Source organism: Corynebacterium bouchesdurhonense (assembly GCF_900078305.2).
GTDB lineage: Bacteria > Actinomycetota > Actinomycetes > Mycobacteriales > Mycobacteriaceae > Corynebacterium > Corynebacterium bouchesdurhonense.
The window spans coordinates 48,294-69,819 of sequence record NZ_LT546014.1 but is presented as its reverse complement, the minus strand read 5'-3'; the positions used below and the strand labels follow the sequence as shown (position 1 = coordinate 69,819).

Genomic DNA, 21,526 nt, shown 5'->3' with positions numbered 1-21,526 from the left:
ACCCTCTCCAACCCCACCCCCATCACCCGCACCACCACTTCGGGCGGCGCTGCCCGAAGTGGTGGTGCGGGTGATGGGGGTGGGGTTGGAGAGGGTGGCGTCGAGAAGCAAAAGCTCCACCTCGCGGTCCCCGATCTGGGCAAACCACTCCTGCCCCACCGACGCGCGCAGGTCAACGCGGATCTGGCCCGACTCCGCCGCGATGGCGGTGGGCCAGGGTGCGGCCGCGGCCGCGGTGCCGGCAAGGAGGGCAGCGGCAAGCGCGGCGCCGGCCTGCTTCGCCGCCGCGGTTGGCCTGATCTTGCTCACTGCGTGTTCCTTTCCTTGTCGGGTTCTCGCGCGCGGTCTACGCGGCGTTGCGGCGGCTGAGCTGGTACGCGGCACCGCCACCGAACAGCACGAGGCCAAGCGCCAGGAGGATGAGCATGGTGCGCTCACCGGTGGCCGGCAGGTTGCCCCAGATGCTGTTCTTCGCGTTGTTCACGGTGCCGGAGAGCGTGCCGGTGGCGCCGGTATCGGTTCCCGCGGCAGCGGTGAACTCGAGGTGCTGCGGCTCCGGGTTGTCCAGGTAGCCGGCCACACCCGCGGTTTCCACCGCGCAGTAATCCACGTACGCCACGGCGGTCGAGTTCGCGTCGCGATCCGCCTTCGCGCGGTTTAGGCCGGTGGCGTTTGCCACTGCGGCCTGCCCGTCAGCACCGATCGCTTCGATCTCGGTGACGGTGGCGTTGTTCACGCGCACACGCTCCGGCTGTGCGCCGTCGGCGATGTTCCAGCGGCCGCTGGTGTCCTGGGTGCAACGGTAGATCTCGAACTTCGCGCCGGAGCCGTTCTTGTTGTCGTCGACGTCCTTGCCGGCCAGCTGCTTAGTCACGGCGACGTTGACAAACTGCGTCTCGGTGCCCGTGTTCTCCGGATCGCGCGGGTCGGTCGTATCGGTCGCGTTGCCGTTGTAAATCACCTGGGCGGTGTTAGACAGCACACCGTTGCCCGGCACCGCGTTGACGGTGGCTTTGAAGCGCACGCCGAGCGCGAGCTCCGGGTTGGTGGCGCGGGCGGCGCGCAGTTTGGTGATGCCCGCCTCGGTAAACGTCACGGTCAGCTTGTTGTCCTCTTCCAGGGTGACGTTGTAGTCCTCCCGGGCTACCAGCGCGGTGCCGGCGGTGCCTTTTACGTCCGCGGCCTCAGCGGCAGAGTCGTCGTAGTACGCAACGCGCACGGTGTGGTTCGGGTTGTTCGCGTCCCACGTCAGCTGTGCCGGGAGGGTATCCACGACCTGCAGGGACTCGTTTTGGCGGTTTGCCTCGAACGCCGGCAGCGTAGTGGCGACGTTGTACTGCACGTCATCCCCAACGGTGTAGTTATCGGTCTCTACCTTCTTGGTCGGCTGTAGCTTCTGGTTCTTCGGGGACACGGTGACGTCGTAGCTCGGCTCACCGTTGTCGGTGCGCGGGATGGTGACCAGGAACGGCGGGGCGACGGTGTAGCCGCCACCGCGCGCCTGCTCGGTGACGCGGTACAGGCCGACCGGGAGCTGGTCGAACGTGGCAGTGCCTTCGTCATTGGTGGCCTGCTCTCCGCTGTAACCGGCTGCGGGCGCGCCGGCCACATTGTCAGCCCACTTCGCTACAACGTCCCAGGCCTGCTGGCGGTCCAGGTTGTAGCCCTGGGGGTTCAGCTGGTCATCCTGCAGGTTGATCTGCTCGACCCGGAACGTCGTGCCCGGCAGCGGCGTGGAGGTATCGCCCGGCTGGCCCTCGTACTTGTTGATGGTGATGGAGCCGGTCCGGTTGGTGTCGATCGCGCTGCCCGGGGCGGCGATCGCGGTGGTCGGGGCGAGCATGCCGGCACCCACGGGGCCAGCGACGGACACGGCGGCTGCCATGGCGATGGCCATGGTCTTTTTGGTGATGTTCGACATTGCAGTCATTCCTTTTCAGCGGTATCGGAAATACGTGGATGGGGAGGGGAGCTTATGGGTCAGCGGCAATTGCCGGACCGACGCGTCTTTTACGTCAGCCCGTACAACGCTCGCAGGTACCGGGCGAATTTCCTACGCATCAACGAGCTCACCGCCTTCGGCACCCGAGCGCCGGGTGACGCGCCACGCGCCGGCCGCGAAGAGCAGCAGGCCGAGCACGAGGATCAGCACCATCGTCTGCTGGCCAGACTCCGGCAGCAGCCAGCCCAGCACCCCGGAGGGCCGCAGGGCGCCCTGGCTGTCGGAGGCGGAGACCTTCTGCCCGCCGGTGCCCTGCATCGTGGCGGTGGCCACCACCGGGGCGTCTCCGCCGCCGGCCGGGTAGCGGAAGTTTCGGTCCTTCGGCTCGCCGGAGATGTCCACGTCGAAAGTGCACGTGTACTCCGCGCCCGCCGCGAGCACGTCGGGCACCGCGCACACGCCGGCAGGGATCGCCCCGTCCGCCCCCACCGCTACCGGGGTGCCGGCCGGCTGGCCGTTCACGACGGGGGTGAGGGTGCGGGTGGCAAGGGAGGCGTCGGTAAGCGAAAGCCCCTCGAGCGCGAACGCGCCGTCATTGTGCACGGTGTAGGTCACGCGCATGGCGTCGGCGCTCGCGGGCAGCAGGGTCACTCCGCCGAGCGCGGTGCCGTCGATGGTCTTGCGCACGCCGAGCGACGGGAAGCGGTTGCGCAGGTCAAGGCGCCACAGGCGCTGGTCCTGCACGCTGAGGTCCGTCGCGGCGGCCACCGGCTGCGCGGTGAACTGCACGCGCTGGTGCGCGATCTCCGCGCCGGCGCTCGCCTGCGACACGCCCACGTCCGCGATCCGCGAACCCTGGCCGGTGACGTCCAGGACGGATTCCACCTGCGCGTCGCCGTCATCGGTCTCCGTGATGGCGCAGGTGCTGTCCACGTACATGCCTTCGATCACGTGCGTGCCGCCGCTTCGCAGCTCGAAGTCGGGCTGGGCCGCGGAGCACGTCTGGTTGAACCGGAACGTGGCGTCGGCGGCGCGGCCGCCCTCGGCGGCCTTGCTCACCACCACGTTCAGCGTGGCGCGCGGGTGCGCGGCCTCGAGGCCCACCACGAGCGCGGTGTCGGAGCTGTTGCTAACCGACGCAACCGTAAACGCCCGCGCGTACCCCTTCTCCCGCACATTCTGCGGGGCGATGGCGCCCACGGAGGTGGCCGGGCCCTCGCGGCGGTCACCCGACCAGGTGGCAAACTGCACGTACGGGCGGCGGTCCTTCGCGCCCTCCGGGCCGGTGACCTCGATTTGCGGGCGGGCGGCCAGCGCCGGTGCGGCGCCGTAGTCCACGGTGCAGTCCGCGCCCACGGGCAGGTCCAGCTGCACGCCGCCGGTGGGTGCGGTGTCCGACGTGGGCAGCGAGCCCACGTCCACCGCGCCGCGTGCGATGTCCACGCGGTACGTCTTGGTCTCCTTCGTCTCTGCAGAGCCCTGGCCGTAAGTACACTTCACCTCGCCGGTGTAGGGCGAGTCCTGGCCCTGCACGTAGCCCGTCTCGTACGCCACGAAGCGCACGGGAGCGGTGCGGCGGGTGGCATCGTTCACAAACGCCATGTCCGTCACGGGCGCCTCCGCGGGCGCCTGGGCCGGCGCCGCCACCTGCTTGCTCACGGCCTTCTCCCGCGGCGCGACGTCCAGCACGGCGTCCACCCCGGTGGGGTTCTGCTCGGTGAAGGAGCACTCCGCGCCAGCGGGCACCAGCGCGGCGGGAGAGGTGTAGCGCCACACCTGCTTGCCGCCCTGGTCCGCCTGGCGCGCGAACTGGCCCTGGCCGGTGCCCCACGCCACGGTTCGCGGCAGCACGTAGGCCTCGCCGCTGGCCTGGGTATAGCCGTAGCCGATGGCGTTGCGCTGGCCGCCGATGGAGCTGGACTCGTAGCCCAGCGCGCGGCACGTCATGGAGAAGTTGAACTGGGTCTCGCCAGCCTTCAGCAGCTCGATGTCCGCGGCGTCCCCCACCACGTCCTTGGTCAGCGTTACCGGGGCCAGCTCGTAGCGGTAGTGGTTTTCCAGGCCCACCTTGTTGCGCTGCGGGTCGTCGTAGCTTGAAAAGGCCGGCGAGCTGGCCACTTCTCCGCGCAGCTCGGTGTCCGTGGTCACGTTGCCGCCGCCGCCGAGAGAGCTCCAGCTCACGTACTGCGGGCGCAGGTAGGCGCTCAATCCGTTTGCGGCGAGGCGCAGCGAGCCGAAGTTGGTGCCTGCGAACTCGCAGTCCGCGCCCACGGGCACGTTTTTAAAGGTGTAGCTGCCCTCACCATGGATCCGCCCCGGCTCGGCCTCCACCAGGGGCACCTCGTTACCGGCCTCGTCCTTGGCCTCCGGGTCGCGGCAGACCATGGTGATCTGGTGGTCATACAGCCCGCGCTGCAGCTCCTCGGGCGTGACGCTCTGGCGCAGCGAGGCGGGCAGGTCCGCGGTCTTGGTCACGGTCATCTCGGTGGTACGGCGGGTGTAGGCGTTGTTGAACACCACCGTGTTCGCCCCGTTCTCACCGTTCGCCCCGTTCTCCCCGCGCCCCCCCTCGAAGCGACCGGCCACGGTGCCGTCGTTCTCGCGCCCCGCCACGGCGCCCGGGATCTCCGCACCGTTGAAGGTGATGCGGCGGTCCAGGCTGATGCCGGTGGCGGTGGTGGTGTGGCGCTCCTCCACCGCACAGGTGGAGCCGACGGGCACGGAAGCAGTGAGGTCAGCGCCGCCGTCGTACTCGTTCACGCTCTCGCGCGGGTCCTGGTTGGCGGAGACGGTGGTCTCCACGCGCACGCCCTCCCGGCCCAGCGGGTCGGTGCAGATAAGCGACACCGGGAACTGGCGGTGCAGCTTCACGTTCTTGCGCGGGTCAGAGATATAGGTGGGCCCGCCTGGGTACGCCGCGTTGAACACCACGTGCTTGCGCGCTTCCACCTGCGCGTTGACCAGGTTGTACGCCTGCGTCACGGTCACCGCGGAGGTGGTGCCCACGGTGAAGCGCTCGGCCGCGGCCAGGTCGCGCTGCCCCTGATCGTCCACCGCGTAGCGGAAGCTCTCGGCGTGGTCGATGGGGAACGTCTTGTCGCCCTCAGCGCCGTTTACCGTGCGCTCGCCGGTCTCCTCCGACACGCGCTCCAGCACGCACTCGCTGCCGCGCGGCGCGAAGTTGGCGTCGAAGGTCTCGGAGGCGCGCTCCGCCGTAAGTGTGAACTCCCGCACCTGCGGCGCCCCCTGCTCGGGGTCGGTGCAGGTGAGGCGGTAGTCCACCCCGGCCGCCGGCGCGAGGAGTTGCTCGCCCTGCAGCACCTGCGACACGGTCAGGCCGGAGCCGCGCGGGGTGAACGTGTTGGTAATGGTCGCGGTGGTCTCCGCCGCGCCGACGGTCACCGGGTCGGTGCCGCTGTTCGCCCACGCCACGCCCGCCGGGTGTTCGGGGGTCTGCTCCTCAAAGGTGCACTGGTTGCCGTACGGCACGGCCATCCGGCCGCCCACGTTCAGCTTCGGGTCATCCGCCACCACGGCGGCGGTGCCGTTGGCGGACACCACGGCGGTGCCCACCAGCGCGTACGGGCGCGGCGAGCCGTTCTCCGTAAGGTTGCGCTGCCCGCACCGCGCGGTGACGGTGTATGTGCTCGGCGGGGTGAAGTTGGGCGCCGTGTTGTCCACGCGCTTCTCCACCAGCACCGCGCCCAGCTGCGCGCTGTAGGAGTTGGCCACGGTAACCAGGTTCTGCTCGGTGGCGCCGGTCGGCCGAATGGTCAGCACCGGCCGGGTCTGAGCCTCCGCGTTGCGCAGGGTGGTGGTGGCGTCCGAGGCGTTGGTGGCGGAAACGGTCGCGCCGTCAAACTTGATGTAGGTGGTCTGCGGCAGCGCCGACTCGTCCTCCCACACCTTGCACTCCGAGCCCACCTTCAGGCCCTGCACCACGCCGCGGCTGTCCTTGCTCACCCGCACGGTGCCTTCAACCCGGTTGATCTGCGGGATGTAGAGCTGCTTGGCGGCGTCGTAGGAGCCGGTGCGCTCGCAGCGGTAGTTCACCGTGAACTCCTTGCCGTCCAGCTCGGGGCTCGCTCCGCCCTCGCCGGTGAGCAGCTTCTGCACGGCCAGGTCGCGCGTGACGTAGCTGTAGCTCGTCCGAATGCGCATGGTGGTCTCGGGGGCGTTCTCCGGCAGCCGGAACGGGTATGCCTTCTGCTGCAGCCCGCCCGGTTCCACCGGGTTCGCCCCGGCGTTGTCCACGCGCACCTCGCGGCCGTCGAAGTGGATGTAGTTCTGCTGCTCGTCGCTCAGGTCCGTCAGCGGCGTGACGGTGCACGGGCGCTCGGTGGGGATGCCGGTGATGTCAATGGTCCCGTTCACCACGGTCGCGCCGCTTGCATCCTTGCGCGCAGCAAGGGGCAGTTGCTTTTCGACGTCAAACTGCGTCGTGTCACACCGAATCCTGAACTTGTACACCGGGTTGGGCAGCTTCGCCGCCCCCGAGCCGTACGCCTCGCGCACCGGCTCGCCCAGAATCTCCTTGGTCAGGTGCAGCGTGCCGGGCTTGAAGTCGTACACGTTGTGCGCGGCGGCGTTGTTGGTGGCGCCGAGCGTGATCTGCAACGACGGCGTGGCAATGCCGTTGGTCCCCACCTGGGAATAGGTGGCGGCGGTGGCGGCGCCATTCGCGCCCCACCCTAGCTTCAACGTCTTGCCGGGCAGCACCGGCGCATCGCCCGGGTTGAACGTCTCCCACACCGTGCAGGTCGCGCCCTGGGGCAGGCCCTGGATGGCTGCGGACTGGCCGCGCGAGAACGTGCGGCTGCCGGCCAGGCGGCCCGGGTAGGCGGTGTTGAAGCCCCGGGTGTCGTCGCAGCGGTAGTTGATCACGAACTTCCGCTCGTTCATCTCCGCGAAGTCCTTGGCGGTGCCCTCGAGCTGCTTGCTCAGCTCCAAGGTGGCGGGCTGGAACCTGGATTCCCAGCTCACCGTGCAGTTCAGCTGCCGGTTTTCCTGGTTGGTGGTGGTGATCTCGGTTGTGCCGGTCTGGCGGTTATTGGTTACCGTGTACCCTCCCGCGCTGCCGGAGCGCAGCTTGGTCACAATCGGCGCGGCGTCCGTCTTGGCCACGCACGTCCACTCCGGCTCGTAGCGGTCAAAGGGGTTAGCGCCGTCGGTGGTCATGGTGGAGCGGAACACAATCTGGTCCTGCGGCACACCGCCCGCACCGAGCTGGCGCATGAAGGTGGTGAACCCACCGCCCGCCGGGATATCCAGCGGCGTCTCGGTGGTGCCCTGGCGCAGCGCAGCACTGTAGTTCGCGGTGCTGGCCTTGCCGGTGGCGGCCTGCTCGAAGGAGGACTTCACCGTTGCGCGGGCGTCGGCGGCAGCGAACTGCACGTTGCCCAGCGCCACGCCGAGGGCGATGGCTTGGTAGCCGTTGTTGTTTACACCGATGCCGATCTCGGCCCACGTGGGGTTGTCCATGGCCGCCACGAACATGCCGCGGTTGCCCGAACCTTTGTTGTCCCAGCACACAAAGTCTCGCTGCAGAGGCGTGTGGCCGGTCCATCGGCGGTCGGACGGCTCGGGCCCCGCGCCGTACCGGCTTTGGCAGGTGCCGTTGTTGGAGAACGGGGACTTGATCGAGTCGAGCAACTGCACGCCGCCGGAGGCGGACGCGCTGATCCACTCGCCCGGGCTAGCCGCACCGGTGGCCTCCGCGTCCGCCAGCATCAGGCGGGCGTTGGACACGGGCCTGCCGGCGCCGTCAACGAACTTGATGTTGCTGAGCCTGATGCGCGCCCAACCGCTCTGCATCTTCAGGATGTCCTGCTGGGTGGACGCCGGGTCCTTTTGGAAGAAGCCCTGTCTACCAAACGCCGCCTGGTCCCACGCCTGCTCTGACTGGGCGGTGAAGGTAGCCACGCGACCCTGGTTATCGTCCCAGCGGTTCTTCTCCACGGTCACGTCGGCAGTCATCGTGTACTGGCCGATGCGCTTGGTAATCTGCCCGCTCCGGTCCAGGCCCCGCACGTCCAGCCAGCAGATCTGGTTGGCCCAGCGCTCGGCATTGCCGGTGCCGATGCGAAAATCGCAGTCGCCGAAGTTCACGCCGTCCGACGTGGCGGCCGTGTCAGTAGCCGCATTCGCCTCGGGCGCCACCGCGGGCACGCTCAGCATCGCCGCCGCGAGGATCAGCGACACAACCAGCGCCCCGAAACCACGGACGGTTCGGGCGTAGGTGCGCGCGGCGTTGTTCAGCATGGGTCCTCGGATCTGTGAGCCTTCACGGGTTAGACGTTGAAGCATTCGTTGCGTCGATACCGAACGTTACTGTGGTTTCAAGCATTCCAATAGCCCCGTTTACGGCTCCCCCCACGTTTTAATATTCCCGGCGGAACTATCTTTCACTACGACGCAGGGACTGCGCCGTTTTGCCAGTTCACAAGCTTGAGTGCGCGAGCCTATCACCGGGATCCTATGACTCACGACGTGTGGGAGCCAGCTGTGTTTTTGCTCACCATTTGACAGCTTTACACCTGTCCGCTACTTCCCACGCCACCCAACACAGAAAGGCCCGGCCGCGATCCACGATCGCAACCGGGCCTCACCCGCAGCCGCTCAGGCGGCTAACGCTCAACCACTCAGCGCTTAGACCAGCTGGCGACGGCCAAACACGAAAGCCGCAGCACCCAGCAGAGAAGCAAGCAGCAGGCTGAGGATGCCAGCCGGCAGCTTGTTCACGCCGGTGGAAGCGCCGATACCGCGCTCGCCGTTCGCGGCCGGGGCGGCGGCGTTGCCCGCACCGGCCTGAGCGTCGGATGCGCCGGTCTGCGAAGCGACAGTGTTCGGGTTCGCCTTCACGAGCTCCTCGGACTTGGCCTTCTCCTCGGCGGAGGGCTCAGCGTTGACGCGGTTCGGATCCTGAACCAGGGTCTGCTTGTCCTTGTTCACGAAGTACTTGACACCATTGATGATGATCGCGGTGCCCACGGCGGCAGCAGCCACGGCGGCGACAGCCTTGGCAATGTCCTTCGGATCCTTGGAAGAACCAGCGAGATCCGTCTGATCCTGCTCCTCATTCCCTTCGAGCATGTCGAGGGTGCCGGCCTTCTGGTCAGCGGGGATCTCCTCAAGCGGCGTGTTCACCAGGTTTCGGTCCAGCACGTAAACCTTGCCGCTGTTGTGCAGGTAGTAGGTCTTGTCACCCTGCTGGCGGGTCTGAGGAAGTGCGTCCGGGTTCACGAACGGCTGCTCATCGTCGCCTTGGGGCGAAGTCTGGGCAGGGGCGTTGCAAATGTCGCTCGCCGTCAAGTTGGCAGCGTCAACTTGAGTCTTGTCGGCGGACGCGACGTAGGTCTTGCCGTTCTTGTGCAGGTAGCAGGTCTGACCGCCGTTCTCAATGGTGGCAGGGTTAGGAATCTGCGCCATCGCAGCCGGAGCCACGGCAAGGGTCAGCGCGCCTGCGGTGGCCAGAGCGATCGCGTTCTTGTTCATCCGCTTCATAACATTCTCCTTCGAGAGTTAGCTCGATCCGCCCACCTGTGACCATTGCCGTCAGCTTGGAGTCGGCGGATCCCCTGCAGCCAGCGTCAGCCACAGTTGTATTGGTTATCGCGCGCGGCGACCGATTGGTTACCGGAAGCTGTGCACCTGCTGCCCGACGGTACTGAAGTACCAGCCAGATAGCCACCACATTAGTAACACTGGCACCATGTAACACACCTATTCGAGGGTAGACCTAAGGATTCTGAGCTTCGTGTCGAGGAAAGAAAACGGCCGGCGTGGGGCCGTCGGCAGGGTCAGATGTGTATAAGGGGCAGCCACCACCGTCCAAAACGAGAAAACCCCTCGGCTCCGGAGCGGAGCGAGGGGGACAGCGGGCGCCTCAAGGCGCCGAGCGCTTACGCCTGAGCGCGGCGAGCGAAGGCGAAGGCGCCTGCGCCCAGCACGGAGAGCACCAGGAGGGCCATCAGCGCGGCCGGAACCGGGTTCACGCCGGTGGCGGCAGCCATGCCGCGGTCGGTGGAAGCGGAGTTGCCGGCAGCGGCACCCTTGTTGTCGCCGGAGACGGCACCCTTGTTCGCGTCTGCACCAGCTGCACCCTTGTTCGCGTCAGCGTTGGCGCCCTCACGGTGAGCGGCGGTGGCCTGCGCGGTCACGGAGGTGGTGTTGGTTACCTTGGCGGTCTCGGTAGCGGTCTCCTTTTCGCCCGGAACCGGAGCCAGGGTGGTGGCAACGCCGGTGGTGGAGGTAACCACAACGGTCTCGGTGTCGGCCATCGCGGCCGGAGCGAGAGCGAACGCGCCAGCGGCGGCAACTGCGATGATGGTCTTGTTGGAAGCCTTCATGAATATTCTCCTTAGTAGTTTCTGAGCGACCTCCCATGGTTCGGGTGAGGTCGCTCGCTTCATTTGCCAGGCTACCTAGGTGTTTAGGCAGCTTCAACAAAATATGGTCACGTAGCCGTAACTATTCGGCTAGTCGCCGATCTGATCGCGGCCGCGCTTCACAATCAACGGGTCCGGCTCGCCCACTACATCGTGGTCCTTGTTCGTGTACTCAAACTTGGACAGGATGTACTTCATCGCGTTCAGGCGGGCGCGCTTCTTATCGTTGGACTTGATGGTGATCCAGGGGGACTCGTCCGTGTCCGTGTAACGGAACGTCTCTTCCTTGGCGCGGGTGTAATCATCCCACTTGTCCAGGGAGGCCAGGTCCATCGGGGAAAGCTTCCACTGGCGCACCGGGTCCACCTGGCGAATGGCAAAGCGGGTGCGCTGCTCCTTCTGGGTCACGGAGAACCAGAACTTGGTTAGGGAGATGCCGGAGCCGAGGATCATGTTCTCCAGCATCGGCACCTCGCGCAGGAACTCGGCGTGCTGGGATTCGGTACAGAAGCCCATCACGCGCTCGACGCCGGAGCGGTTGTACCAGGAGCGGTCAAAGAAGACGATCTCGCCCGCTGCCGGGAAGTGCTCGATGTAGCGCTGGAAGTACCAGGAGGTGGACTCGCGCGGCGACGGCTTCTCCAGCGCCACCGTGCGGGCACCGCGGGGGTTGAGGTGCTCGTTGAAGCGCTTGATGGTGCCGCCCTTGCCGGCGGCGTCGCGGCCCTCGAAGAGGATGATGTGGCGCTGACCGGTGTCCTTGGTCCAGTTCTGCCACTTCAGCAGCTCGATCTGCAGGGCGCGCTTCTTGTCCTCGTACTCGTCGCGGCTCATGCGCTCGTCGTACGGGTACTGCTCGCGCCAAGTCTGGATGGGGGTCCCGTCCGGCATTAGGAGGACCGGATCGTCCTCATCGGTATCGTCGACAACCCATCCCTCGGTCTCGGCGAGGTCGATCATCGGCAGTTCGTCGTTATTGTGGTCAGCCATGCCCACGATTCTACGTGGCCGACCGGCCCCCCGCCCGCGCTGAGGCGTTTATGGCAAAGCAAAAACCCTGCCGCCGTGGCGACAGGGTTTCAAGCTCAGATCTACAGCTGCTCTTAGAGGCCGAAGATCTTGATGGTGTTCTCGACGGTGCCGAGAATCTTGTTCAGGTTGCCGCTCAGGCCACCGAGCTGCTTCATGACGTTCAGGAACTGACCGGTGATGGTGGTGTCGCCGGACAGGGTTGCCCAGCGCTCCACGCCGGCGAGGTAGTTCTGGTTTACCTGGTTCTTATCCATTTTATAGCCTCCTCAGGTTAAATGTGTTCGAAGGTGGAAGTCTTAGTTCTTGCGGGCAGCCTTGGCAGCCTCACGGGCAGCCTTGGCATCCTCGAAAACCTTGGTGGTGTTGTCCTTGTACTGCTCGTTGATCCCCTTTGCAGAGTCCACCTTACCGTTGCCCAGTGCGTCGGCACCCCACTTACCAAAGGTGGTGAAGAGCTTCGGGAGGTTCTGGGCGAACTCAACGAAGTTCTTCCAGAAGTCGGCGAAGTCGCCGGTGGCAGACTTAGCAGCCTTGACGAGATCCAAAGTGTTCATGTTTTCCCCTTAGGAGGTTGTGCCAGAAGAAAGTCTGGCGAAAACTTGACAATGTCCTGACACCCTGGCGGGGTATCACGGGAAGAAGTATGCCACATCCGCCACACCATGCAAGCCAGTCAACGCAACTGCCTAAAACTTCAATTTTTCTTAGGTAATAGAATGCCGTTCACCGGCACGTAACGTTCGCGGATAAAAGCGGCTTCAACAGGTCGTTTGGCGTTACGTAGGGTGGCAAAACTTAAGTGTTGGGGAACTACCGTAACGCCTCGTAGTCCCTCCACCGATGAACTTGCCCGCGACACGCTGGAGATTTAACCACTTCCGGGGGTAACGAGGAGGTCTCGGGGAGCTGCGCTGCAGCGTAGAGCGCGCACAGGCGTAGCCAAGCAACGCAGAGAAAGGGCGCGCACCGTAAAGCGGTGCGCGCCCTTTCTAGAGCCCTAAGGGGCTTACATCATGCCCATGGCCTCCGGGTCCATACCGGCGCCTGCGCCAGCCGGCTCCGGCTTGTCCGCCACCACAGCCTCGGTGGTGAGGAACAGGGCGGCGATGGAGGCCGCGTTCTGCAGCGCAGAGCGGGTCACCTTCGCCGGGTCCGCGATGCCGCTGGCGAGCATGTTCACGTACTCGCCAGTGGCGGCGTTCAGGCCCTCGCCGTCCGGCAGGTTGGCCACCTTGTCGGCCACCACGCCCGGCTCCAGGCCGGCGTTCAGCGCGATCTGCTTCAGCGGGGCGGACAGAGCCTCGCGCACGATCTTCACGCCGGTGGCCTCGTCGCCCGTCAGGTCCAGGTCGCCCTCGAGCTCCTTGGCCGCCTGCAGCAGGGCCACGCCGCCGCCGGCCACGATGCCCTCCTCCACAGCAGCCTTGGCGTTGCGCACCGCGTCCTCGATGCGCAGCTTCTGCTCCTTCAGCTCCACCTCGGTGGCGGCGCCGACCTTGATCACCGCAACGCCGCCGGCCAGCTTGGCCAGGCGCTCCTGCAGCTTCTCGCGGTCATACTCGGAATCCGAGTTCTCAATTTCCGCGCGGATCTGCTTCACGCGGCCCTCAATCTGCGCCTGGTCGCCCGCGCCCTGGACAATGGTGGTCTCGTCCTTGGTAATCACGGCCTTGCGGGCCTGGCCCAGCAGCTCCAGGCCGGCCGTCTCCAAGCTCAGGCCCACCTCTTCGGAGATGACCTGGCCGCCGGTGAGGATGGCCAGATCCTGGAGCATTGCCTTGCGGCGGTCACCGAAGCCCGGCGCCTTCACAGCCACCGACTTAAACGTGCCGCGGATCTTGTTCACCACCAGCGTGGACAGGGCCTCGCCCTCCACGTCCTCGGCGATGATCAGCAGCGGCTTGCCAGACTGCATCACCTGCTCCAGCACCGGCACGAGCTCCTTCACGTTGGAGATCTTGGAGCTCACCAGCAGAATGTACGGATCCTCCAGCACGGCCTCGCCGCGCTCCATGTCCGTGGCGAAGTAAGCGGAGATGAAGCCCTTGTCAAAGCGCATGCCCTCGGTCACCTCGAGCTCCACGCCGAAGGTGTTGGACTCCTCCACCGTGATCACGGACTCCTTGTTCACGGAGCCGTTGCCCACGGCGTACATGGCCTCGGCGATCTTCTTGCCAATCTCCGGGTCGCCCGCGGAGATACCGGCGGTGGAGGCGATCTCCTCCTGGGTCTCCACCTCCTTGGCGTTGTCCAGCAGGTACTTGGACACCGTGTCGGTGGCGGCCTGGATGCCGCGCTTGATGCCCATCGGGTTGGAGCCGGCCGCCACGTTGCGCAGGCCCTCGCGCACGAGCGCCTGGGCCAGCACGGTGGCGGTGGTGGTGCCGTCGCCCGCCACGTCGTCGGTCTTCTTGGCCACCTCCTTGACCAGCTCGGCGCCGATCTTCTCGTACGGGTCCTCCAGGTCGATCTCCTTGGCAATGGTCACGCCGTCATTGGTGATGGTCGGCGCGCCCCAGGACTTCTCCAGGACCACGTTGCGGCCCTTGGGGCCGAGGGTGACCTTCACGGCGTCTGCCAGCGTGTTCAGGCCGTTTTCGAGGCTGCGGCGTGCCTCCTCGTCGAATGCAATCATCTTTGCCATGAGTGTGTGATGCCTCAGTTCAGGTTCGTCGGTTCAAGCAGGCGCCCGCGACGGCACGGCTGCCCTTTGGCCAGCCCACCTACTCGTAAGGAATTTGTCGGCAATGTTTTGGCACTCACACGGGGCGAGTGCTAAGGCCATGTTTAGCACTCGGCAGGGTTGAGTGCAAGGTGCGCAGGTTGGTGGTGGGGAGGGGGCGTCGATAAGCAACTGCCCCTGAAAACGGTACGTTCGAGCTCATGACCGATACCTCTACATTGCAGCCCAACCGCGAGCGCATCTTTGCCAACCTGCGCGAGCTGGTGTCCTACTACTCCCCGCACTCCACGCCCGAACACGCCGACACGCACGAGCAAGCCGCCGCGTGGGTGGCCGCGCAACTCACCGAACTCGGCCTTGACGTCACCCGCCACCCCACCATCGACGACGCGGACACCATCATCGGCGTGAAGGAGCCCGTGGGCGACGCACCCACCGTGCTCCTCTACTCCCACTACGACGTGGTGCCCGCCCAAAACCCGGACGCCTGGACCAACCACCCCCTCGAACTCACCGAACGCGACGGCCGCTGGTACGGGCGCGGCGCCGCGGACTGCAAAGGCAACGTGGTCATGCACCTCGAGGCCCTGCGCCTCATGCAGGAAGCCGGCGGCACCGACCTCGGCCTCAAAGTTGTGGTGGAGGGCTCCGAGGAGCTCGGCGGCAAAGACGGCCTGGTGCACCTTATTCATGAGCAGCCCGAGCTGTTCCGCGCCGACGTGATCATGATCGGCGACAGCGGCAACGAGGCCGTAGGCACACCCACCCTGACCACCCACCTGCGCGGCGGCGCCCAGGTGAAGGTGCGGGTGGACACCCTCGCCGGGCCCGTCCACTCCGGCTCCTTCGGCGGCGCCGCACCCGACGCCGCCCACGCGCTCATCCGCATGCTGGACTCGCTTTTCGACGCCCACGGCCGCACCTCCATCCACGGAGTAGACAGCACCACCAAGTGGGAGGGCGACCCCTACGAGCGCGAAACCTTCCGCGGCGACGCACACGTCCTCGAGGGCGTCCAGCTGCTCGGCACCGTCGACGACGAACCCGCCGACATGGTGTGGGCGCGCCCCGCCGTGACCGTCATCGGCTTCACCTCCGTACCGGTTGCCGAGGCCACCAACATTGTCAACGCCACCGCCGAAGCCCAGCTCAACCTCCGCGTCCCCGCCCCCCTCGACGCCGCCGAGGTGGCCGCGAAGCTGGAAGAGCACCTACGCGCCAACGCCCCCTACGGCGCCAAGGTGACCATCGACGTGGACGGCGTGAACCAGCCGTTCTCCACCGACCCGTCCGGCCCCGCCCTCGAGGCCTTCCGCCAGTGCATGGCGGAGGCCTACGGCGTGGGTGGGGGTGTGGGTGGTGGCGGTGGCGCTGGCGGTGCCTCGGGCGTGGCCATCGTGGGCAGCGGCGGCTCCATCCCCCTCACCGTGACCCTGCAGGAGCAGTTCTCCGACGCCGAGTTCGCCCTCTACGGCGTCGAAGACCCCCTAGCCAACATTCACGGCGTCGACGAGTCCGTGGACCCCACCGAAATTGAGCGCATCGCCGTGGCCGAGGCCGCCTTCCTGCTCCGCAACGCCCGGTAAGCCGTGGCCGAGGCCGCCTTCCTGCTCCGCAACGCCCGGTAAGGGCGGGTTTCCGGGGCTGGCCGGGGCGGGGGCCACCTCGGCCCGCCACAGCAGCCCCACCGGCCTCTTGCGCCCCACCCCCGGCCCAAGGTCACCGCAATATGCCTATCTGTGGCCCGGCCCCTCTCCCCAATATGCCTGTTTGTCTGAATATGCCTAAACATCTGGGTCTGGTGGGGTGGGTAACGGCTACTGGGACAAATGTGACGGCGACCGAAAACCAAACAGGCATATTCGCCACCCAGGCAAACAGGCATATTCGGCCAAATAGGCATATTGCCGGGCGCTGAGGCCCCGCCCCGGCCGGCCCCTGCACAATATGCCTGGTTGCGGCCGGGCCCGCCTCCCCAATATGCCTGTTTGTCTGAATATGCCTAAACATCTGGGGCTGGTGGGGCATGCAACGGCTACTGGGACAAATGTGACGGTGCCCGAAAACCAAACAGGCATATTCGCCACCCAGGCAAACAGGCATATTCGGCCAAACAGGCATATTGGCCGCCGCCCAGGCCGCCCAGGCCGCCCGGGCTGCCCGGGCCGCCCGGGCCGGCCGGGCCGGCCGGGCCGCCCCGGACCCCGGGTTCTGTATAGTTGTGCAAGTTCCCCCCTGGACTTCCCCCTGCGACTTCCCCTGCGACTAGGAAGGCCCGAGCCTGTGCTAACCCTGCTGCTCGCCCTCACGGCCGCCACGATCGCGGCGCCAGTACTGCTGCGCACGATGGGCCGGCCCGCGTTTGCGCTGCTGGCGGCGGTGCCGCTGGGCGGCTTCATCTGGATGGTGCACAACTTCCGCACCGGGGCGTTCAGTGAGGGCGGCGTGATCGTCTCCTCCTACGAGTGGGTGCCGTCCATCCACCTCAACCTGGAGTTCCGGCTGGACGCGCTGAGCGGCCTGTTCAGCCTGATCATCCTGGGCGTGGGCGCGCTTGTCCTGTTCTACTGCTGGGGGTATTTCGACTCGAACCCGATCCGGCTGGCGGCGTTCGCGGCGCAGCTCACGGCGTTCGCCACGGTCATGTACGGGCTGGTCATCGCGGACAACTTCCTGCTCATGTACGTGTTCTGGGAGCTGACGTCGATTCTGTCGTTCCTGTTGGTGGGGTATTACGGTGAGCGAGCGTCGTCGAGAAGAGCGGCGGTGCAGGCGCTTCTGATCACCACCTTCGGCGGCCTTGCCATGCTGGTGGGCATCAACCTGCTGGGGCACTCGGCGGGGATTTGGAAGCTGTCGGAAATTCCCCAGGTGGCCAACATCGAGGCAACGGCGGGCATCTCTACCGCGATTGTGCTGATCATGCTGGGCGCCATGACCAAGTCGGCGCAGGCGCCCTGGCACTTCTGGCTGCCCGGCGCGATGGCGGCGCCCACCCCGGTCTCGGCGTACCTGCACTCGGCGGCGATGGTGAAGGCAGGCATCTACCTGGTGGCGCGGCTGGCGCCGGACATGTCGGCGGTGACCACGTGGCACCTGGTGGTCATCACCACGGGCTGCTTCACCATGCTGCTGGGCGGGTGGATGGCCCTGAAGCAGCGGGACCTGAAGCTGATCCTGGCGTACGGCACGGTGTCGCAGCTGGGCTTCATCATCTCGGTCATCGGTATCGGGTCGCGGGCCGCCACCATGGCGGGCCTAGCGCTCACCTTCGCGCACTCCATGTTCAAGGCGGCGCTGTTCATGGTGACCGGCGCCATCGACCACTCCACGGGAACGCGCGACATCCGGGAGCTGTCCGGGCTGGGCAGGCGCGAGCCCCTGGTGGCGTGGCTGGCCATCATCTCGGGCGCGTCCATGGCGGGCATCCCGCCGCTTCTGGGGTTCGTGGCCAAGGAGGCGGCGCTGGACGCGGTGCTGCACGAGGAGCTCCTCACCGGCATGCCGGGCAAGATCACGCTGGTGGTGCTGGTGGTGGGCTCCATCCTCACCATGGCGTACACGCTGTACTTCCTGTGGGGCGCCTTTGCCACCAAGAGCGGGGAGTCCAAGGCGGTGCAGGAGATGGAGCCGATCGGGCCCACGCTGTGGCTGTCGCCGGCGGCGCTCACGGCGGGGACGATCGCGTTCGGCGCGTTCCCGGGCGTGCTGAATGCGGCGTTTGAGGATTATTTGGGCGTGAGGTTTGGGGGCGTCGAAAAGCAAGAGCTCGCACTGTGGCACGGCTTCACTGTGCCGCTGGTGCTGTCCGGGGTGATCATCGCGGGCGGCGCGATCATGTTCTGGCAGCGCGACCTGGTCAAACGGGCGCAGCTGGACCGGCCGGCGCTGGGGGACGCGGACGCGGTGTGGGACGGGATCCTGCATGGGCTGCGCACGGCGTCGCTGAAGCTGACGGCGTCCACGCAGCGCGGCTCGCTGACCATCAACCTGGCCGTAATCTTCTTCGTGCTGGCCGCGGTGCCGCTCGCCTGCCTGGTGTTGGGGGACACGGACGCGATCCGCATGGTGCTGTGGGACAACGCGTGGCAGAGCGTGGTGGTGCTGATCATGTGCGCCATGGCCATCGCCTCGACCATGCAGCGCAACCGCCTCTCCGCCGTGGTGATGGTGGGCCTGACCGGCTACTCCATGGCCATGATCTTCGCCCTGCACGGCGCGCCGGACCTGGCGCTCACGCAGGCGCTGGTGGAGACCATTGTGATGGTGCTGTTCATGCTGGTGCTGCGCAAGATGCCCACCGAGGTGGAGCAGCGTGGCGACGACAACCGGCTGCGCGCCTGGCTCTCAGCGGCCGTCGGCGTGTCCGTGGTGGTGGTGGCCATGACGGCCATGTCCGCGCGGCGCACCACACCCATCTCGGTGGACATGCCCAAGCTGGCGTACGAGATCGGCCACGGGCGCAACACCGTCAACGTGTTGCTGGTGGACCTGCGCGCGGCCGACACCTTCGGCGAGACGATGGTGCTGGTGATCGCGGCCACGGGTATTGCCAGCCTCATCTTCGGCACCGGCAACTTCGGCCGGCCGTCCAAGCGCCCCACCCTGTCCACCACGCAACCGCGCTGGCTGTCCTCCGGGGTGCCCAGCGAGCGGGAGCAGAACCGCCAGATCATGGTGGACGTGGTCACGCGTATCCTGTTCCCGTCGATGATGCTGCTGTCCATGTACTTCTTCTTCTCCGGGCACAACGCCCCGGGCGGCGGGTTCGCCGGCGGCCTGGTGGCGGCGCTCGCGTTCACCCTGCGCTACCTGGCGGGCGGGCGCGAGGAGATCGAGGACGCCCTGCCCGTGAACCCGGGCAGCGTGCTCGGCGTGGGCATGGTGCTCGCGTCCGCGGCCGTGGTGGTGCCCATGTTCCTCGGGCTGCCGCCTCTGACCAGCGGGTACGCAGAGCTTGAGCTGCCGCTGATCGGCGAGGTGGCGGTGCCCTCCGCCCTGGTGTTCGACGCCGGGGTGTACACCATTGTGGTCGGCCTGATCATGCACATCCTGCCTACGCTCGGCGCGTACCTGGACCGCGAGGACGACGCCCGCAAGGAGCGCGCTCGCCGGTTGCGCGCGGGGTTGGCGGCGGATGGTGTAAAGGGTGCGTCGACAAGCAAGGCGCGCACAAGCGACAAAGCCCCCGAAAGGAGCCGCTAGATGGAGGCGAACCTCTTCCTGCTGATCGGCGCGGGCGTGCTCGTGGCGTGCGGCGTGTACCTCATGCTGGACCGCGCGCTGACGCGCATGATCCTCGGCGTGACGCTGATAGGTAACGGCGCCAACCTGCTGATTTTGCAGGCGGGTGGGCGCGCCGGCTCCCCGCCGATTATCGGGCGCGACTCCGAGGTGGCCGATGGCGCCGCGGACCCGCTGGCGCAGGCGATGATCCTCACCGCCATCGTGATCTCCATGACGCTGGCCGGGTTCATGCTCTCGCTGGCGTACCGGCAGTACCGCTACCGCACCAACGACATTGTGGAGCGCGACGAGGAAGACCGCGCGGTGGCGGCGCGCCCGAACACGCCGTCGGCCGCGCCGGACCATGACCGCTCCGCGGACCCGGACACCGGCGGGCTCGGCTCGTCCGGAGACGCGTTCGGGCCCCGCTCATTCGAGACACCCGTGAAGGAGGCCGACGATGAAGGATAGCCTCATGCCCTTCGCCGACGCCGCGCTGGGCGCCATGCCGTACCTGACGGTCATGCCGCTCGTGCTGCCGGCCCTGGCCGCCGGCCTGATCTTCCTCGTGCCCAGGACGTGGGCGCAGCGCACCATCGCGCTGGTCACCCTGTTCGCGCTGGCCGTGATCGCGGCGACCATGATCATCACCGTGGACGTGCATGGCATCCAGACCGTGCAGATGGGCGGCTGGGAGGCGCCCATCGGCATCACGCTGGTGGCGGACCGCCTGTCCACCATCATGCTGTTCGTGTCCTCCCTGGTGCTCTTCGCCGTGCAGTGGTACGGCATCTCCCAGGGCGTGCGCGACGGCGGGGACGACGAGCCGGTGGCCGTGTTCCTGCCCACCTACATGCTTCTGACCATGGGCGTGAACCTGTCCTTCCTCGCGGGCGACATGTTCAACCTCTACGTGGGCTTCGAGGTGTTCCTCGTGGCCTCGTACGTGCTGCTCACCCTGGGCGCGTCGCCGGAGCGGGTGCGCTCCGGCATCGGGTACGTGATGGTCTCGGTGGCGTCCTCGATGATCTTCCTGTTCGCGCTCGGCATGATCTACGCCTCGGTGGGCACCGTGAACATGGCGCAGGTGGGCATTCGCATGGAGGAGATCCCGTCCGGCACCCGCGCCGCCATCTTTGCCACGCTGCTGGTGGCCTTCGGCATCAAGGCGGCCGTCTTCCCGCTCGACGCGTGGCTGCCGGACTCCTATCCCACCGCCGCCTCCTTGGTCACCGCCGTCTTCGCGGGCCTACTCACCAAGGTTGGCGTGTACGCCATCATCCGCATGCGCACCGTGGTGTTCATTGACGGCGCGCTGGACGGCATGCTGATGTGGGTGGCGCTGTTCACCATGATCGTGGGCATCATGGGCGCGCTGGCCCAAAACGACACGAAGCGCCTCATCTCCTTTACCCTGGTCAGCCACATCGGCTACATGCTCTTCGGCGTGGCGCTCGGCTCCAAGGCGGGGCTGTCCGGCGCCATCTTCTACGCCGTGCACCACGTGCTCGTGCAGACCTCCCTGTTCCTGGTGGTGGGCCTGATCGAGCGCCAGGCCGGCTCCGCGCAGCTGCGCGGCCTCGGCTCGCTGCTCTACACCGCGCCGCTCATTGCCGTGCTGTACTTCGTGCCCGCCATGAACCTGGGCGGCATCCCGCCCCTGTCCGGCTTCCTGGGCAAGGTGATGCTGATCCAGGCCGGCGCCGAGTCAGGCACCTGGCTCGCCTGGGTGCTCATCGCCGGCGCCGTGGTCACCTCCCTCCTCACGCTCTACGCCATGGTGATCGTGTGGACGAAGGCGTTCATGCGCGACCGCTCCGACGCCCCCGAGGGCGACGTGGTGCAGGCACGGCCCTCCACGCTGACGGAGACGGTGGAGACCAGCACCTTCGAGGAGCGCGAGGACGTGGGCCGCATCCCGTTCGGCATGCTCGCGTCCACCGCGTTCCTCGTCGCGGTCTCCACCAGCATCACGTTTGTTGCGGGCCCGCTTTCCGACGTCACCGATCGCGCCGCCCAGTCCGCCAGCGACCTGACCATCTACCGCGACGCCGTCCTCACCGGGGACCTGGACAACCCCACCCGCGACACCGACGCGTTCGCCGACGTGCACGAGGGCGGCGGCGGGTACGACAGCCTGGATCACCGCCGCACCCGCGGCGACGAGCAGGCCGTGGACAACAGCGCCGTCAGCACGCAGGATGCGCCCACCCCGGTCGCGGACTCGGGAGGTAACGCGAAGTGAACCAGCCGCAA

General features: G+C 66.9%; 13 protein-coding genes. 4 read left to right on the top strand and 9 right to left on the bottom strand.

The window, feature by feature from the left end:
- The 9 genes from BN4252_RS00350 to groL all read right to left on the bottom strand — a co-directional run.
- Positions 1–309 (bottom strand): hypothetical protein (locus tag BN4252_RS00350; RefSeq protein WP_222859804.1); only part of this gene is annotated, 309 nt, incomplete at its 3' end.
- 37 nt (positions 310–346) lie between these two features.
- On the bottom strand, positions 347–1,921 hold the full coding sequence (locus BN4252_RS00345; RefSeq protein ID WP_066524044.1) for a SpaH/EbpB family LPXTG-anchored major pilin: 1,575 nt from the start codon (positions 1,919–1,921) through the stop codon (positions 347–349).
- 132 nt (positions 1,922–2,053) lie between these two features.
- Complete coding sequence (locus tag BN4252_RS00340) at positions 2,054–8,203, bottom strand: CshA/CshB family fibrillar adhesin-related protein (protein WP_066524043.1); 6,150 nt, start codon at positions 8,201–8,203, stop codon at positions 2,054–2,056.
- Positions 8,204–8,590: 387 nt separating this feature from the next.
- A complete protein-coding gene (locus tag BN4252_RS00335; protein WP_066524036.1) occupies positions 8,591–9,445 on the bottom strand; it encodes a hypothetical protein in 855 nt (284 codons plus the stop codon).
- 398 nt (positions 9,446–9,843) lie between these two features.
- A complete protein-coding gene (locus BN4252_RS00330) occupies positions 9,844–10,290 on the bottom strand; it encodes a hypothetical protein (protein ID WP_066524034.1) in 447 nt (148 codons plus the stop codon).
- Between the two features lie 129 nt (positions 10,291–10,419).
- Positions 10,420–11,319 (bottom strand): polyphosphate kinase 2, encoded by a 900-nt coding sequence (ppk2, locus tag BN4252_RS00325; RefSeq protein ID WP_066524032.1) that lies wholly within the window; start codon positions 11,317–11,319, stop codon positions 10,420–10,422.
- Between the two features lie 113 nt (positions 11,320–11,432).
- Positions 11,433–11,615, bottom strand: coding sequence for a hypothetical protein (locus tag BN4252_RS00320; protein WP_066524030.1), 183 nt, complete (start codon positions 11,613–11,615; stop codon positions 11,433–11,435).
- A gap of 42 nt (positions 11,616–11,657) precedes the next feature.
- Positions 11,658–11,915 (bottom strand): hypothetical protein, encoded by a 258-nt coding sequence (locus tag BN4252_RS00315; protein ID WP_066524027.1) that lies wholly within the window; start codon positions 11,913–11,915, stop codon positions 11,658–11,660.
- Between the two features lie 452 nt (positions 11,916–12,367).
- Positions 12,368–14,005 carry a chaperonin GroEL gene (gene groL, locus BN4252_RS00310; protein ID WP_066524021.1) on the bottom strand — a complete coding sequence of 546 codons (1,638 nt, stop codon included), beginning with the start codon at positions 14,003–14,005 and terminating at the stop codon, positions 12,368–12,370.
- A gap of 239 nt (positions 14,006–14,244) precedes the next feature.
- On the opposite strand from groL, the gene BN4252_RS00305 reads away from it, so the two are divergent.
- The 4 genes from BN4252_RS00305 to BN4252_RS00290 all read left to right on the top strand — a co-directional run bounded on the left by BN4252_RS00305 (position 14,245) and on the right by BN4252_RS00290 (position 21,515).
- On the top strand, positions 14,245–15,630 hold the full coding sequence (locus BN4252_RS00305) for a M20/M25/M40 family metallo-hydrolase (protein WP_066524020.1): 1,386 nt from the start codon (positions 14,245–14,247) through the stop codon (positions 15,628–15,630).
- A 697-nt stretch (positions 15,631–16,327) separates the two neighbouring features.
- Positions 16,328–19,249 carry a Na+/H+ antiporter subunit A gene (locus BN4252_RS00300; RefSeq protein ID WP_066524018.1) on the top strand — a complete coding sequence of 974 codons (2,922 nt, stop codon included), beginning with the start codon at positions 16,328–16,330 and terminating at the stop codon, positions 19,247–19,249.
- The gene (locus BN4252_RS00295) at positions 19,250–19,741 is read left to right on the top strand and encodes a Na(+)/H(+) antiporter subunit C (RefSeq protein ID WP_066524016.1); all 492 of its coding nucleotides are present in this window, start codon (positions 19,250–19,252) and stop codon (positions 19,739–19,741) included.
- Complete coding sequence (locus BN4252_RS00290) at positions 19,731–21,515, top strand: Na+/H+ antiporter subunit D (RefSeq protein ID WP_078056675.1); 1,785 nt, start codon at positions 19,731–19,733, stop codon at positions 21,513–21,515. Before BN4252_RS00295 ends, BN4252_RS00290 begins: the two co-directional genes overlap by 11 nt.
- The last annotated feature ends 11 nt before the right edge of the window (positions 21,516–21,526 follow it).